Raw genomic sequence first — 15,714 nt, forward strand, 5'->3', positions numbered from 1 at the left:
GTCGTCCGGCTGGAAAGAACATTAGCGCCAGAGGTCGAGGCATGTCCTTGCTATCTATGGCTCGAAAAACATGATATGCGCAATGATCTGCCAATTTATGACGATGGATTTCGCAATTATGCCAAATCTGGATAAATTCGATATTGCCATCCTGAAATGCCTGCAGGAGGATGCGCGCGCCACCAATGTCGAAATCGCCGAGAAGGTGAACCTCTCGCCGTCACCCTGCCTGCGCCGCATCCGCAATCTCGAGAAGCTCGGCGTCATCCGCCGTTATACGGCCGACATTGATCGCAAGGAGGTGGGGCTTGGCCTCACCGTCTTCGTCGAATTCAAGGTCGCCCATCACAGCCGGGAAAATTCCGAGGCCCAACAGGCGGCCCTGCTCGCCATCCCCGAAATCGTCTCCTGCTTCCTGATTTCAGGCACAGCAGACTTCCTGGCCGAAGTCGTGGTTGAAGATCTCTCTGCCTATGAGCGTCTGCTGACGGAGACGTTGCTGACGCTCCCGAATGTCACCGATATCCGCTCGAATTTCGCCATTCGCAGTATCAAGACACATGGGCCGCTGAAGCTGCCCGAGCGCAATTGACGCTCATCCTGCATAAGGGGGCGCGCGTAGCGGTTTTGGGTTGGGAATCGCGTGAAACAGCATCTGAATGCGGATGATCTCAGGCCGGCGGCCTGAAATCTGAAGCCGAATCTAGAGCAGCGTCCCGCTGAGGATGAGTAGCGCCACCGAGAAGTAGATGACTAGCCCGGTAACGTCGACCAGCGTGGCGACGAAGGGAGCCGATGCCGTTGCCGGATCGAGCCGCAGCTTCTGTAACAGGAAGGGCAGCATCGAACCCGACATGGAGCCGAAGGTGACGATACCGACCAGGGCCGCAAACACCGTCAGGCCGACCAGCTGCCAGTGCGGGCCGTAGTCATAGAGCCCGGCCGTCTGCCAGAAGATCACGCGCAGGAGGCCGACAAGCCCGAGAATGGCGCCAAGCACAATGCCCGTCGGCAGTTCGCGCAGCAGCACCCGCCACCAGTCGGTCAGCTTCAGTTCCCCAACGGCGAGCGCCCGGATGATGAGCGAGGTCGCCTGCGAACCGGAATTGCCGCCGGAGCTCATGATCAGCGGAATGAAGAGCGTCAGAACGACGGCCTTTTCCAGCTCGCCTTCGAAATGCTGCATGGCGCTGGCCGTCAGCATTTCGCCGAGGAAGAGGGCGCAAAGCCAGCCGGCCCGCTTGCGGATCATCCCGCCGAAGCCGATTTTCATATAAGGCCGGCCAAGCGCCTCCATGCCGCCGAATTTCTGGGCGGCCTCAGTCGTGTCCGCAATCATCGTGTCGATGACGTCATCGACGGTGACGATGCCGAGCACCATGCCGTGATCGTCGACAACAGGCAGCGCCAGTAAGTCGTGCTTACGGATCAGCCGTGCGACATCTTCCTGCTTCATCAGCGCATTGGCCGAAACCGGAGTGCCCTTCTGTGCGACTGATAGGATGGAGGCATCGGGCTCGCCGGTGATGAGGCGGCGCAACGTCACCACATGCAGCAGCGCGCCGGAATTATGGTCCAGCACATATATGGCATAGACGGTCTCGCGGGAGCGTTCGACCTGCCGCACATGGTCCAGCGTCTGGGCGACGGTCCAGTCGTCGGGCACGCTGACGAATTCCGTCGTCATGATGCTGCCGGCCGTGCGCGGCGGATAGCCCATCAGATGCTGAATGGCGACGCGCACCGGTTCTTCCAGGCTGGAGAACAGCCGCACGCGATCCTCGACATCGAGTTCCAACAGGACGTCGGCGACACGGTCGTTGGACATGCCATGCAGCAGGCGGGCCGAATCCGTGCTGTCCATCAGCGCCAGAATGGCTGGTGCGTTGCGCAGCTCAGGGCGGTCGAGAATATTGACGGCATAGTCCTGCGGCATCCGCGAAAGGATGCGGCCGGCTTCTGCCGGGGCAAGCCCGTTCAGCGATTCCACGCGCTCGGCGATGGTCGCAACACGGTTGTTATTCATGAAGGCACGAGCGGCATAGCCGGCCCGCAGAGGGAAGCGGTTAATATTCATTGGCTCGCCTTTCCGTCGATCCGCCGTAGCGTCCGAGCGGGCGAGCCTGGAGCATCAGGTCAGCGCGCGACGGCCGCGTACGGCAAAGGCAATCGACTGCTACTGTCGCTTGGCATCTTGATGATGGCTCCATTGATATCCGTGCGCGACATATGTCATGCACGTGTCACACTAGGTGGTCCCGAATGCGGAAAAAGTCAAGCTGATTAAATGTTTAACGCCAGAATGCCGCACCCTCGGCGCGGCATTATAAGTCAGCATCGTTTACGCAATATTTCGAAGGCCGGAAGAGGCAGGTTTTCGCTCTCGAAAACCTCAGAAACCGGCGAGAACCGCCTTGCCCTTCATCTTGCCGCTTTCGACCATCGCATGCGCCTTTTTCAGGTTTGCGGCATTGATCGTGCCGACAGTTTCCGACAGCGTCGTGCGGATTTTGCCGGCATCGACCAGTTCGGAAATCCGATTCAGGAGCTTGTGCTGCTCGATCATGTCAGGCGTGCCGAAGAGCGGGCGGGTAAACATCAGCTCCCAGTGAACCGAAACCGCCTTGCGTTTGAAGGGCACGATATCGAACGTCCTGGGATCGTCGATCAGTGCGAAACGGCCCTGCGGGGCCAGCGCCTCGACGATGTCGGCGACGTGTTTGTCAGTATTCGTCGTGGAGAAGATGAAGCCCGGTGCGCCGATGCCGAGCGCTTCGACCTGCGGTGCGATCGGCTGCGAGTGGTCGATGACGTGATGGGCGCCGAGTTCTTTCACCCAGGCTTGCGTTTCCGGGCGCGAGGCCGTGGCAATGACCGTCAGGTCCGTCAGCGCCCGGGCGATCTGAATGGCGATCGAGCCGACGCCGCCCGCACCCCCGATGATGAGAAGGGCAGGGGCAGCGCCCGGCACAGGATCGGTGACACGCAGCCGGTCGAACAGCGCTTCATAGGCGGTGATCGACGTCAGCGGCAGGGCGGCCGCCGCTGCGAAATCCAGGCTTTTGGGTTTGCGGCCGACAATGCGCTCGTCGACGAGCTGGAATTCTGCGTTCGAGCCAGGACGGTTGATGACGCCGGAATAGAAGACCTCGTCGCCCGGCTTGAACAGCGAGACATCGGAGCCGACGGCCCTGACGATGCCGGCAGCATCGAAGCCCAGAACCCTCAGTTCGTCGGCCGGTGGCGCCATGCTGGCGCGGACCTTCACGTCGACCGGATTGACGGAGACCGCCTTGATCTCGATGAGGAGATCGTGCCCCCTGGCCTCGGGGGTCGGCAGTTCGACATCGATCAGTGAGGTTTCGGCAGCGATCGGCTGCGGGGTCTTGTAAGCGACGGCGCGCATCTTGGTAACTCCTGTATCTGTTGTACGAGAGCTAGATGCGACCTATGTTCCGGCAACGCAAGAATGCACAAATTCTGTACGTAGTACCAAAAAGGATACTGTAAATGTCACGCCCGCGCGCCAAACTGGTCACGAATTTTCCCGGTTGCCCGGTTGAGGCGACGCTGACTTATCTCGACGGAAAGTGGAAGGGAGTGATCCTTTTCCACTTGATGGACAGGACGTTGCGCTTCAACGAACTGAGACGCCATTTGCCTGCCATCACCCAGCGCATGCTGACCAAGCAGCTGCGCGAACTCGAAGATTCCGGCCTGATCTCACGAACAGTTTACCCGGTCGTACCGCCGCGCGTTGAATATGCGCTGACACCGCTCGGTTCCACGCTGAAGCCTGTCATCCGGGCGCTCGCCGCCTGGGGTGACGAATTCGTCTTCTGCAGCCCGGAAGGCCGCGAACTGCGTATCGCAAAAGCCTTAGGCGCTCCGGCTGCGGAGCTCCAGGCGTAGCGACGCCGCGAAAACGAACAGGCCGAGGAAAGACAGGACGGCGCCGACATAGCCGGTCGCAGCAAAGCCATAGCCAGCCGCAATAACGAGGCCGCCGAGCCATGCGCCGAGCGCGTTGGCGATGTTGAAGGCTGAGTGATTGGAGGCGGCCGCCAGCGTCTGCGCATCTGCTGCGACATCCATCAGGCGCGTTTGCAGCGCCGGGCCGGCGGCAAAACCGCAGCCGACGAGGAAGACGCAAAGCCCGAGCATGTACGGGTTGGCGGCGGTCAGCGAAAACATCGTCAGCACGACGATATTATAGACCAGCGAACCGCCGATCGTGCCGAGCAACGACTTGTCGGCAAGCCACGAGCCGATGACATTGCCGGCATTCATGCCGACGCCGAAAAGCACGAGCATAAGCGCAACGGCCGTTTCCGGCAGCATGGCCACCTGCGTCGTCGTCGAGGCGATATAGCTGAACATGGCAAACATGCCGCCATAACCGACTGCCGCTATGCCAAGCGTCAGCAGGATCTGCGGACGGCGGAAAGCGGCGAGTTCGCGCAGTGCGCTCGCCCCTTCGGCAACCTTGTCATGCGGCACGTAGAACCAGATGAGCGCGACCGTTACCAGGCCAATCATGCCAACGGTGAGGAAGGCCACCTGCCAGTCGAGCGCCTGGCCGAAAAAGGTCGTCAGCGGCGTGCCGAGCAGGGTCGCGACCGTGAGACCAAGCATGACGCGGCCGACGGCCCGAGCGCGGCGATGCACCGGCACCATGGACGCGGCGACGAGTGCTGCCACGCCGAAATAGGCGCCATGTGGCAGCCCGGTGATGAAGCGCAGCACCGTAAAACTCTCGAAGGTCGGCGCGACGGCGCTCAGGATATTGCCCACTGCAAAGAGCAGCATGAGGCAGAGCAGCAGCATGCGCCGCGTCATCTTGGCTGCCAGCACCGCAATCACGGGTGCGCCGATAACGACGCCGAGCGCATAGGAACTGATGACATAGCCCGCCTGCGGGGTCGTGACCGAGAAAGTATCCGCCACCTCAGGGAGCAGGCCCATGATGGCGAACTCGCCGGTGCCGATGCCGAAACCGCCAGCGGCAAGCGCCAACTGCACCAGCGCGACGGTCATGGCCGAGGGAAGCTCTGCCTCCGGCCCAGAATCGATAGGCTCATCGACGGAATCATTGACGGCAACCTGGCTCACGGGCGATCCTCGGAGGATTTGTGCTTATCGACGGCCTCTGGCGTAAGGCGCAGGAGCGTCATTTACATCAGGTGGGCAGAAATGGCGGGAGGCGGAGATATCATCTCCATCGTCCAATCTATCGAATGAGAAGCTCAAGGTGTCGAGCGCTTTTTTTGCAGTGCAGCGTCCTGCTATCTGCATACGTCCATTGCAATATTTGCGTTTCGTCGATGTGACCGAGAAAACCATCGCGCTTGAAATCGCAGGTGTTTCGACCATCTCTTGAAGACAGGACAGCGAGGACAGGAACAGGCACCTCATGAAGCTCGTCGGCTTTTTCAATCGCGACGGCGGTACCTTCAGAACGACGGACATGCAGGCTTACGAGAAGCGGGCTGAGGAGGTCTTCCGCGACGCCGGGCATGATTTCGAGGCTATCGTCTTCTCCGGCAGCGAGATCGTTCCCGCTATGGAGCGGGCGGCAAGGCGCGACGACATCGACGGTATCGTTGCCGGCGGCGGTGACGGCACCATTTCGGCAGCCGCTTCGATTGCCTGGAAAAACGGCGTGGCGCTGGGCGTCGTGCCGGCTGGCACGATGAACCTCTTTGCTCGGTCGCTGAAAGTGCCGCTCGATATCTGGCAGGCGCTCGACGTGCTGGCTTTCGGCGAACTCGACAATGTCGATATCGCCAGCGCCAACGGCCGGCCCTTCATCCACCAGTTCTCTGCCGGCATGCACGCGCGTATGGTGCGCTACCGCAATTCCTACAGCTACCGCTCCCGTCTCGGAAAGATGCGGGCCAGTACCCGCGCCGCCTTCGGCGTCGTCTTCAACCCGCCGGAATTCGAGGTCTCCTTCGAGGCGGCCGGCATGAGGGAGACAAGACGCGTCTCGGCGATATCGGTCTCCAACAACCCCTTCGGCGAAAACGCTTTGCTCTATGCCGACAATCTGCGCAGCGGCGAACTCGGCTTTTATACGGCAAAGCCGCTGAAGCCGCTCGGTGTCGCACGGTTGGCGATCGACATGCTGCGCGGCAAGTTCCGTGAAAACGATGCGGTCATGGTCATGCATCCGGCCGAAGTCTATCTGCATTTTCCGAAGCTGCGCGCTAAGGCGAACTGCGTCATAGACGGGGAACTTCTGCCGCTCGAGCGCGATGTCACGGTGAAGCTCCATCCGGGCGAACTAAAGGTACTGGTCAAGCAGGGATTGGCTGCTCAGGAAGGCGAGGGAGAGCGGCGCGAGCCGGCCGCCTGAAGCTCAGAGCGAAGCTGCGCGCCTCGCCCTGAAAGGAATGAGAGCGCTTGCGGTAATATCCCAGTCCGCCTCGCCGCCGAAAACACAGATGCGATTACGCCCCTTCTTCTTGGCGCAGTAGAGAGCCTCATCGGCCGATGCGACGAGTGGGCGCCAGCCATCTGCGCCGCCCCGGCTGGAGGCGACGCCGATGCTGACGGTAATGGAGAGATCTATACCGGTTTCGGCATCACGGATGACATGCGCCTGAATGCGGCTGCGAAGTTCTTCCGCAAAATCCATGGTGTTCGCAAGATCCGATGTGGGAACGAGAACAGCGAACTCCTCGCCGCCATAGCGCGCAACGATGTCGCCCGGCCGCATCGCGCTCTGCAGAAGCGCCGCGATTTCGATGAGCACGGCATCGCCCGTCAGATGACCATAGGTGTCGTTGACCGTCTTGAAGTGGTCGATATCGATCAGCATCAGGCAGACATCTTCCTCGCGCTCCGAAGGCGCTTTGCCGAAGCCTTCCAGCGCCCGGCGATTCCAGACGCCGGTCAGCCCGTCCTTTTCGGCCTGCATCTTCAAGCGGGCCTCGTATTCGGCCCGCTCGTCGAGCTTGCCGCCCAGCAGTTCCAGCGCTTCGAACAGGCTGCGCATCTCCGGCGCCTTGGAGATCGTCTCGAGGTTGGTTATGCCGCCGCCCTCGGCAAGTGCGATGATCTGCCGGCGCGCCGTCAGCAGCGGATCGAGCATATGGAGGCGGATGGAGCGGAAAAGCATAAACAGCACTGCGAGAGCCGAAGCCGTGATCACAGCGATGACCGACAGCCGATAGGAGGCTGCATCATGCTGGGCTCGATAGCGCTTCACCACATCGTCGAGGAAGAGCGTGCGCAGCCGTTCGAGCGGCCGCAGCGTCGGAACATAATCGCGCGTCAGATCGACGGCGGAGATCGAATAATCGCCGGAAATCTTGCCCTGTTCGATGAGGATATTCACGAGGTTGAGGCCGGACCTGAAAAAGATCGTATCGACATCCTCCATGAGGTCAGCAGACAACGCATCGTGATCGGTGATGACCTTCTGGCCCTGCATCAGCGTACGCAATTCCAGAAGCCGGCCGATGGTGCGGCTGGCATCGGTAACATGGCTGTCGCGCAGCGGCTGACGCGTGGCGATCGGCCCCATGATCTGGGAGGCGGCCCGGCCGCCATATTCGCGCATGTCGCTGATCATCCGCCCCGTCAGGAACGGTGCTGTCAGCTCCGGCCGCCCGCTCGTGAAAGCCTCCACGTGCCAGTCGACGACGGCCTGGAAGGTATCGATCACCTCGATCATTTCCCCGATCGCGGCCTGGACGTCCTCCGGCCGGCGTTCGGCAAGCGGCGTTACGGCAACCCGGTCCACGGCCCCTCGGGCTTTGCGAAGCTGGTCCCTTGTATCGGCGAGCGCCTTCTGCAGGTCGGGCGAGGAGGAGGAAATTTCGACCGCAATCGGCTCGTCGAGAGCCTCGAGCGCGAGATCGCTGATGCGCCGGAAGTTCGTTAGCCGCTCCATCGCCAGGGCATCGCTGCCCGGCTCGATCGCCATGACGTCATTGGCTGGGCCGCGTTCCGCGGACATGCGGGTGGCAGCCTCCAGGACCTGGCGGAAGCGCTCCACGGCAAGCAGGTTATCGTGGGTCGAACGGTAGCTTGCATAGGTTGGTATGAGGGCGCTTGCTGTCAGAACCAGGGTGAGAAAGGCGACGATAACGGTTGCAAACAGCAGCTTTCCTTCAAGAGTGATGCGGTTCATCAAACCGATCCCTTTCCCTGTCCCGTTATCCGCGCCGGCTCCGTTGCCGCTCGCTGAACATGCCGATATCAGGCATATATTACCGAGTTTGAGTATAGGCCGGCGATAATGCCAACAGGGTTAAGAAAAGGGTCTAAATGGCTGTTATCTAGCGAGTTATATTAACCACGAAGGTTTAGAGACGCGCGAGATATGTGCGGTAATCGAAATCCGATACCGTGCGCAGATGCGCGATTGCCTCTTTATACTTCGTGTCGCCATAAAGCTTGCGATAACCCTTGCCGAAAATATCGGCGATAAAGGCCGATTGCCGGAAGGTTTCCACCGCCGTCAGGAAATCATGCGTGAGCCGTTTCGCGCTCGGTGAGGTATGGCCGGGCGTCGTTTCCTCGCCGGGATCGAGATCGCCGTCGAGGCCGAGCAGCATGCCGCCAAGGATGGCCGCCAGCAGCAGATAGGGGTTGGCATCGGCACCCGCCACGCGGTGCTCGATGCGCGCCGCAGGCCCGTTGCTGTCAGGAATCCGGATCGCCGTGCCGCGATGCCCGTTGCCCCAGGTCAGGTCGGTGGGGGCAAAGGATCCCGGCTGGAAACGGCGATAGGAATTGGCGAAGGGCGCAAAGATGAGTTGCGCCTCCTGCATGGTCTGCAGCATGCCTGCCGTCACCGATTTCAGAAGCGTCGGTTCGCCTCCTTTGGCGTCGAGGATATTATTGCCGTGACTGTCGACGATGCTCGCATGCACATGCAGCCCTGAGCCGGCATGATCCGAATAGGGTTTGGCCATGCAGGTTGATTTCAGCCTGTGCTTGCGCGCCGCCTGCTCGGCGATACGCTTCAGGTATAGGCAATCGTCGGCTGCGGCCAGTGCATCGGGCCGGTGCAGCAGGTTCACTTCGAACTGGCCGGGACCGAATTCCGCCGTCGTCGCTTCCGCCGGCAGGTTCATCGCCTTGGCATAGGCGCGCACCGTCTGCAGGTAGTCGTCAAGCGCATCGACGGCGCGCATGTCATAGAGCTGGAAGCCGTTCGGATCGCCGCGATAGGTCAAGCTTGCGGGCGGGGAGGGCATGCCCGTCTGACGCCAGTTTTCCTCGATCACATAGAATTCCAGTTCCGTCGCTACGACAGGCGTCAGCCCGCGCTCGGCATAGCGTTCGAGAACGGAGGCGAGAATGCCGCGCGGATCCATGAAGCTGCGGCTGCCGTCGAATTCATGCATGGTGGCAAGCACCTGCATGGAACCTTCGGGCGCCCATGGCATCGGGGTCAAGCTGCGCCTGTCGGGAATGAGAATGCCGTCGGGGTCGCCGATCGTTAGCGACACGCCTGTGATATCGTCATTGTCGTCGCCCCAGATATCGAGCGACTGCGTCGAGGTCGGCAGGCGAATATCGCTGGCCCAGACCTTCTTTTCGGCCGAGAGCGGCAGTTGCTTGCCGCGCAGATCGCCATTCATGCCGACAACCAGGATCTCGAAACGCGGATCGCCCGCTTCAGCCTCATTCCCCTTGCTCGCCATGACCTTGAAAATCCTCTCGCAGAAGGCCAAGGTCGTAAACCATCACCGAAAGCCTTTCAATCCGAAGGTCTAATCATGTCCGATACTTACCCGCTGTCCAATCTTGCTGCGATCGATGCCGCCCACCATTTGCATCCCTTCTCCGACATGAAGAAGCTGAACGCCGACGGCACACGCATCATCCAGCGCGGCGAGGGCGTCCATATTTTCGATAGTCACGGCAGAAGGTATCTCGATGGCTTCGCCGGCCTCTGGTGTGTCAATATCGGCTATGGCCGCAGGGAAATTGCCGATGCCGTGGCGCGCCAGATGAATGAGCTTCCTTATTACAACACCTTCTTCGGCACGACTTCGCCGCCAGCCACGCTGCTCGCAGAAAAGGTGACGTCCAAGGCCGGCCCGCGCTTCAACCATATCTTCTTCACCGGTTCCGGGTCGGAAGCGAACGACACCTGGTTCCGCATGGCTCGCGTCTATTGGGCAGCCGCCGGCAAACCCTCTAAGAAAATGGTGATTGCGCGGCGCAACGGCTATCACGGCTCGACGGTTGCCGGCGCCAGCCTTGGCGGCATGAAATATATGCACGAGCAGGGCGATCTGCCGATATCAGGCATCGTCCATATCGGCCAGCCCTACTGGTATGGCGAGGGCGGCGATCTCACACCCGCCGAATTCGGCCTGAAGGTTGCTCGCGAGCTCGACGCCAAGATCGATGAACTGGGCGAAGAGAATGTCGCGGCCTTCGTCGCCGAACCGATCCAGGGAGCGGCCGGCGTCATCATCCCGCCGGAGACCTACTGGCCGGAGATCGACCGCATCTGCAAGGCGCGCAACATACTGCTGGTGACCGACGAGGTCATCTGCGGCTTCGGCCGCCTTGGCGAATGGTTCGGCCATCAATATTTCGGCGTCGAACCGGATTTTGCTCCGATTGCCAAGGGTCTGTCATCAGGCTACCTGCCGATCGGCGGCGTTCTCGTCAGTGATCGCATTGCCGACGTGCTGATCAACGAGGTCGGCGATTTCAACCACGGCTTCACCTATTCCGGCCACCCGGTCTGCGCTGCCGCAGCGCTTGAAAACCTGCGCATCATCGAGGAAGAGAAGCTGGTCGAGCGCGTGCGCGACGATATCGGTCCCTATTTCGCGAAGAAGTGGGCCGCGCTTGCCGAGCATGATTTCGTCGGCGAGGCGCAAAGCATCGGCCTGATGGGCGGTCTGCAACTCGCCGCTGACAAAAAGACCCGCACCCGCTTCGAGAAACCCGATCCGATCGGCGCATTGGTGCGCAATCACGCCCTCGCAAACGGCCTCGTGCTGCGCGCCACCGGCGACCGTATGCTGGCCTCGCCGCCGCTTATCATCCGCCATGAGCAAGTGGACGAGATGGCGCGCATAGCCAAGATCGCACTGGACGCGGCCTGGAAGGAACTGCATGGCTAGCGACGATGCGACGGCGGCTGCCCTGCCGTCGCTGCTCAGCGATGTCGAGTCAGGACGTCACTCGCATTGTCATTGAACGTCGGTCATTTGGGGGAGTCTCGACTAATGAAGCAGATTTACACCACTCTGGGACCCAAACGCCGCGAAGAACTCGGCATGATCCTTCCGCACGAGCATGTGTTTGTCGATCTGCGAACCCCTGACCGGCCCGGCTATGCCGAAGCTGATGTAGACGATGTCGTGGCGCTGATGGTCCCACAGATAGATGCAATCAAAAGACAAGGCATTTCACTGCTCGTCGAATGCACGACAGGCGGCGTTGGAAGACGTGCAGATATTGATCTTGCCGTATCCAAGGCCGCCAACTTTCCGATCGTCGTGCCGACCGGCAACTATCGCGAGCCATGGATACCCAGCTGGGTAGCAGAAGCCAGCGAGGTCGATCTCGAACAATGGATGGTGGCCGAGCTTACCGAGGGCATCGAAGATACCGGCGTGCTTGCCGGATGGATAAAACTGAGCGCCGGCGACGATGGCATTACGCCACTGGAGGCCCGCATCCTGCGGGCAGCCGCAAGAGCATCCATTCGAACCGATGCGGTCATCGGGTCGCACACGATCCGGGGAAGGGTCGTGATGGACCAGCTGGACATCCTTCAGTCAGAGGGTTGCTCAGCCGAGCGCTTCATATCCATCCATACCCAGGAGGAAAAGGACTTCCAGCTTCACAATGCGCTGGTGGAACGCGGCGCGTGGATCGAATACGACCATGTCGGCAGGGCACCTGATGAAGAAGTGGTCGCGCTGATAATGGGCGCCCTCGAAGCGGGATTGGGCAACCGACTTTTGATAAGCCACGACCTCGGCTGGTATGATCCGGCGCAACCGGGTGGCGGAACGCCGAGGCCTTATACGCACCTTGTCGACAGCCTGCTGCCAATGCTTCAGATCGCGGGCGCGAGCAGGGACACGGTGCGCCAACTGACGGAGGTCAATCCTTTCGACGCATTCGCACGCTAAATATGAGCTTTCAGGAGCCTCCTGAAAGTTCACATCTCGGGATAAGCCACCGCGTAGGCGAACTGATAGGTGTCACCCGGCTGGCCATAGATATAGGGCAGGGTGACGACATGCGTCTCCGGCTGCTTCAAGTTGTTTTGCGCTATGACATCCTTGAAATAGTAGTCCGGCCAGGCCGGTGGCGTTTTGCCCTTGTCGTCGCGCCAGACGAAGACGACGGGATGTTTCGCGTCCAGCTGGAACTTCGGCTTGAAGTCCGGGTAGAAATAGGACTGCACCGGGGTGCCGGGCATCTGCAGCCGCATGTTGCCGTCGAGATGCGGGTCGTAACCGACGATCAGCCCGGGCTCGCCGCCGATGTCCTTGCGGATCGTCTCGGCGAAGCTGGCATAGGGGATGTTCAGCCGCTGATACTTGCCGAAGAGCGGGCCGTAATAGGCGCGCATGGCGAGCACGGCGAGCACGACGCCCATGATCACGCAGCTCACCGCCAGCGATGCGCGCAAGGGTGCTGCAGTATCGACCTCGGCGCTCTCGGCCTTCATGCAGATATAGAGCGGCAGGATGAGGAGGAGCGGCGTCAGCCAGCGGTCGGCGACATTGTCGACGCCGGCAAGCAGGATCATCAGCGCAATCGCACCGATTTCGATCAGCAAGATACGCCCTGAAACTCTCGACCAGCGGCTGGAGGCCCGCCACATTGCCGGCAGCGATTTGGCAAAGAGCACTAGAAAGATGACGACGGAGACGCCGGCGATGCCGATAATCGCAATAAGGAAGCGAAGAAAGCCGGTGGAAACCTGCGACAAGAAGCCGGTCGCCTCCTCCCCCGTCATCATCTTGTGAAGCGTGCGGTCGAGGGCAAGGTCGAGATGCTGGAGGAACCAGATTGCGTGCGGCATGACGATGGCGATCGAGATCACGATGGTCAGGATCAACCGCCAGTCGAACAAGCGCTTGCGGAAATCGGTATCGATCAGCGCGGCGACGAGTGCCGCGGCCGGAAGAAGCGCGAAATTATACTTCGATATGATGCCGATGCCGGTCGCAATGCCGACGATGGCATAGGAGATGGCCGACGGCGTCTTCAGCGTGCGGAAAAAGCCGTAGAGGAACAGCGAACCAGCAAAGATCGTCGCCACCGAATGGGTGAGATCCCGCTGCGCCTCAAAGACGACCTGCGGCACGGTGAGCAGGCCGAGCGTTGCCATCACCACCAGGCTGCTGTTCCTCAACGTCAGCCGCGCCGTCAGCCAGTAGAAGACATAGGAGAGGAACAGCATGGTGCATTTGAGGAACGACAGCGAAAACAGCGACACGCCGAAGAGCGATGTCACGCCGTACTGCACCCAATTATAGAAGGGCGGCTGCGAATTGTAGCCGAAGGCGAACCACTGCGAGAGCAATATCTGCTCCGCCTCGTCCAGCTCCAGTGCATTGGGAATGCTGAGCCGGACGATCAGGTGGAGCAGAAAATAGGTTCCGAGCACCGCCAGGATCAGATGCGGCCGGCGGCTGATAAGGCTCTGCACGTCAGCTTTCTCGAGAGAAGATCTGGCGCACGATATAATTCGGCGAGGCGTCGTCGCGATAGTAAGTGCGCGCGATCATCTCCGCCAGGATGCCCGTCGTGATCATCTGCACCGACGAGAGCAGCAGCACGACGCCGACCATCAGCATCGGTCGGGTGCCGATATCATTGCCCATGATGAACTTGTCGAAGCCGAGATAGATGAGGATCAGCACTGCAAGAGCCCCGAGGCCGAGGCCGAGCGAGCCGAAGAAATGCCCCGGACGTGCCTTATAGCGCATGAAGAACATGACCGACAGCAGGTCGAGGATCACACGGAAAGTGCGTGAAATGCCGTATTTCGACGTGCCGTGCTGGCGCGCATGGTGGGTGACGACCATTTCGCCGATGCGCGAGCTCGGCACCACGCCGGCGACCCAGGCGGGGATGAAGCGGTGCATCTCGCCCATCAGCTTCACCTGCTTGATGATCGAGGCGCGGTAGATCTTCAGGCTGCAGCCGTAATCGTGCAGCTTGACGCCGGTGATGCGGCCGATCAGGTAGTTTGCGCACCAGGAGGGAATCTTGCGCAGAAGCAGCCCGTCCTGGCGGTTCTTGCGCCAGCCGACCAGCAGGTCGAGCTCGCGCCGTTCCAGCTCCGCGACCATCGCGGGAATGTCCTTCGGGTCGTTCTGCAGGTCGCCGTCCATCGTGGCGATCAGCCGGCCCTGCGCCGTATCGATGCCGGCCTGCATGGCGGCTGTCTGGCCGAAATTGCGTTGCAGCTCGACGATGCGCAATGTCAGCCCTCCGCGGTCGACGAACTTGCGGGCATTGACGAGCGTTGCGTCCGTGCTGCCGTCGTCGACGAGGATCAGTTCCCAGCGATGCTGATAGTCGGCCATGGCCGCGACAATGCGCTCGACGAGCGGGCCGATGCTTTCTTCCTCGTTGAAGACAGGGACGACCAGCGACAGTTCGAGCGGTTGCACCTGATCATTCGCACCGCGAATGGACTCTACCGTTGTCTGCAAGTTTCATTTCTCCTAAAAGGCCCGGCAACGGACGATCCCGTGGAAAACCAGCCGCCGCAGCCAAACTTAGGAAGCCTGATACATGAAGACCCCGAGTGTTGAAAGCGGGCAATCCTGGTTTCTGCGCAATCGTATGACCCTGCTGACGGTCGCAATCGTCGCAGCCTATGCGCTTTTCATCGAATGGTTCTGGGGCTGGTCGGTGATACTGAAACAATGGGCCGCGGTTGGACCACGGCCAATCATCGGCGCACTGATCCTCCTGACCAGCACCTATTTTCTGCGGACATGGCGCATCTACGATTACTTTCCACGGGAGACGGCGGGTCGGTTTGCTGCGCTCTTCCGTGTCACGCAGATTCATAACCTCTTGAATATCATGCTGCCCTTCCGGGCCGGCGAGACCAGCTTTCCCGTGCTGATGCGGACGGAATTCGGCATCCCGCTGACGCGGGGCGCCTCTGCCCTGCTGGTCATGCGCCTGCTCGACCTGCATGCGCTGCTGGCCGCCGCCGGCCTCGGCTTTGCGGTGTCCGCTCCCAACGCAGCTCTTGCGTGGCTTGTCTGGATCGTCTTTCTGTTCCTGCCGGTCTTCGCCTTTGCTGCCCGCAAGCCGCTGCTGCGCCTCGGTGCAAAACTTCTGCCGCGGAAGGCGCAGGCGCTGCTTCATGAAATCGAGAATGGACTGCCTTTCGATGCCTTAGCCTTCAGCCGCGCTTGGGCGATGACAATCGTCAACTGGCTGGTGAAGGTGCTGGTAATCGCCTGGGCGCTCGGCTTGATGGGCGTCATGCCGATCGCCGCGAGCTTCGGCGGCGCGCTTGGTGGCGAGCTTTCCTCGGTTCTGCCGGTCCATGCACCCGGCGGCGTCGGCACATACCCCGCGGGGATAACTGCCGGAGCGATCGCCTTCGGCGCATCAAGCGAACGCTCGGCGCTGGACCTGTTGGCGCAGGCGAGCGTCAACGCCCACTTGCTCATTATCGTCTCTGCCCTGACAGGTACCGCGATCTCATTGCCGCTCGGCCGCCGCCGCAAGGCCTGA

The 15,714-nt window shown here is 60.9% G+C and carries 13 protein-coding genes; 6 read left to right on the forward strand and 7 right to left on the reverse strand.

The genetic code is table 11. The features are described 5' to 3' along the window. Window positions 1-70 precede the first annotated feature (70 nt). Complete coding sequence (locus FHX15_RS12330) at window positions 71-592, forward strand: Lrp/AsnC family transcriptional regulator (RefSeq protein ID WP_409527010.1); 522 nt, start codon at window positions 71-73, stop codon at window positions 590-592. Window positions 593-703: 111 nt separating this feature from the next. Here the strand turns inward: FHX15_RS12330 and mgtE are convergent, their stop codons facing one another. Further along, on the reverse strand, window positions 704-2,077 hold the full coding sequence (mgtE, locus tag FHX15_RS12335) for a magnesium transporter (protein ID WP_184397395.1): 1,374 nt from the start codon (window positions 2,075-2,077) through the stop codon (window positions 704-706). Window positions 2,078-2,392: 315 nt separating this feature from the next. Then, on the reverse strand, window positions 2,393-3,406 hold the full coding sequence (locus FHX15_RS12340) for a zinc-binding alcohol dehydrogenase family protein (protein WP_184397397.1): 1,014 nt from the start codon (window positions 3,404-3,406) through the stop codon (window positions 2,393-2,395). A 104-nt stretch (window positions 3,407-3,510) separates the two neighbouring features. Between FHX15_RS12340 and FHX15_RS12345 the strand changes: the two genes are divergently transcribed. Continuing rightward, window positions 3,511-3,912, forward strand: coding sequence for a helix-turn-helix domain-containing protein (locus tag FHX15_RS12345; RefSeq protein WP_184397399.1), 402 nt, complete (start codon window positions 3,511-3,513; stop codon window positions 3,910-3,912). On the opposite strand, the gene FHX15_RS12350 is transcribed toward FHX15_RS12345, so the two are convergent. Continuing rightward, complete coding sequence (locus FHX15_RS12350; protein ID WP_184397401.1) at window positions 3,880-5,112, reverse strand: MFS transporter; 1,233 nt, start codon at window positions 5,110-5,112, stop codon at window positions 3,880-3,882. The genes FHX15_RS12345 and FHX15_RS12350 overlap by 33 nt on opposite strands. Before the next feature lie 301 nt (window positions 5,113-5,413). Between FHX15_RS12350 and FHX15_RS12355 the strand changes: the two genes are divergently transcribed. Continuing rightward, on the forward strand, window positions 5,414-6,358 hold the full coding sequence (locus FHX15_RS12355; protein ID WP_184397403.1) for a diacylglycerol kinase family protein: 945 nt from the start codon (window positions 5,414-5,416) through the stop codon (window positions 6,356-6,358). Window positions 6,359-6,361: 3 nt separating this feature from the next. Here FHX15_RS12355 and FHX15_RS12360 read toward each other — a convergent pair whose 3' ends face one another. Together FHX15_RS12360 and FHX15_RS12365 are read right to left on the reverse strand one after the other, a co-directional pair. Beyond that, window positions 6,362-8,140 carry a diguanylate cyclase gene (locus FHX15_RS12360; protein ID WP_184397405.1) on the reverse strand — a complete coding sequence of 593 codons (1,779 nt, stop codon included), beginning with the start codon at window positions 8,138-8,140 and terminating at the stop codon, window positions 6,362-6,364. Between the two features lie 175 nt (window positions 8,141-8,315). Next, the gene (locus tag FHX15_RS12365) at window positions 8,316-9,662 is read right to left on the reverse strand and encodes a glutamine synthetase family protein (protein ID WP_184397407.1); all 1,347 of its coding nucleotides are present in this window, start codon (window positions 9,660-9,662) and stop codon (window positions 8,316-8,318) included. Between the two features lie 75 nt (window positions 9,663-9,737). On the opposite strand from FHX15_RS12365, the gene FHX15_RS12370 reads away from it, so the two are divergent. Both FHX15_RS12370 and FHX15_RS12375 read left to right on the forward strand, forming a co-directional pair. Further along, complete coding sequence (locus FHX15_RS12370) at window positions 9,738-11,105, forward strand: aspartate aminotransferase family protein (protein WP_184397409.1); 1,368 nt, start codon at window positions 9,738-9,740, stop codon at window positions 11,103-11,105. 105 nt (window positions 11,106-11,210) lie between these two features. Continuing rightward, the gene (locus FHX15_RS12375) at window positions 11,211-12,125 is read left to right on the forward strand and encodes a phosphotriesterase (protein ID WP_184397411.1); all 915 of its coding nucleotides are present in this window, start codon (window positions 11,211-11,213) and stop codon (window positions 12,123-12,125) included. A 29-nt stretch (window positions 12,126-12,154) separates the two neighbouring features. On the opposite strand, the gene FHX15_RS12380 is transcribed toward FHX15_RS12375, so the two are convergent. After that, window positions 12,155-13,657 carry a glycosyltransferase family 39 protein gene (locus FHX15_RS12380; protein WP_184397413.1) on the reverse strand — a complete coding sequence of 501 codons (1,503 nt, stop codon included), beginning with the start codon at window positions 13,655-13,657 and terminating at the stop codon, window positions 12,155-12,157. 1 nt (window position 13,658) lies between these two features. Beyond that, entirely contained in the window at window positions 13,659-14,669 is a 1,011-nt protein-coding gene (locus tag FHX15_RS12385; protein WP_184397414.1) for a glycosyltransferase family 2 protein, read from the reverse strand. 82 nt (window positions 14,670-14,751) lie between these two features. Between FHX15_RS12385 and FHX15_RS12390 the strand changes: the two genes are divergently transcribed. Then, window positions 14,752-15,714 carry a lysylphosphatidylglycerol synthase domain-containing protein gene (locus FHX15_RS12390; protein WP_184397416.1) on the forward strand — a complete coding sequence of 321 codons (963 nt, stop codon included), beginning with the start codon at window positions 14,752-14,754 and terminating at the stop codon, window positions 15,712-15,714.

Origin of the sequence: Rhizobium sp. BK650, from assembly GCF_014195325.1 — a bacterium.
Taxonomy (GTDB): domain Bacteria; phylum Pseudomonadota; class Alphaproteobacteria; order Rhizobiales; family Rhizobiaceae; genus Rhizobium.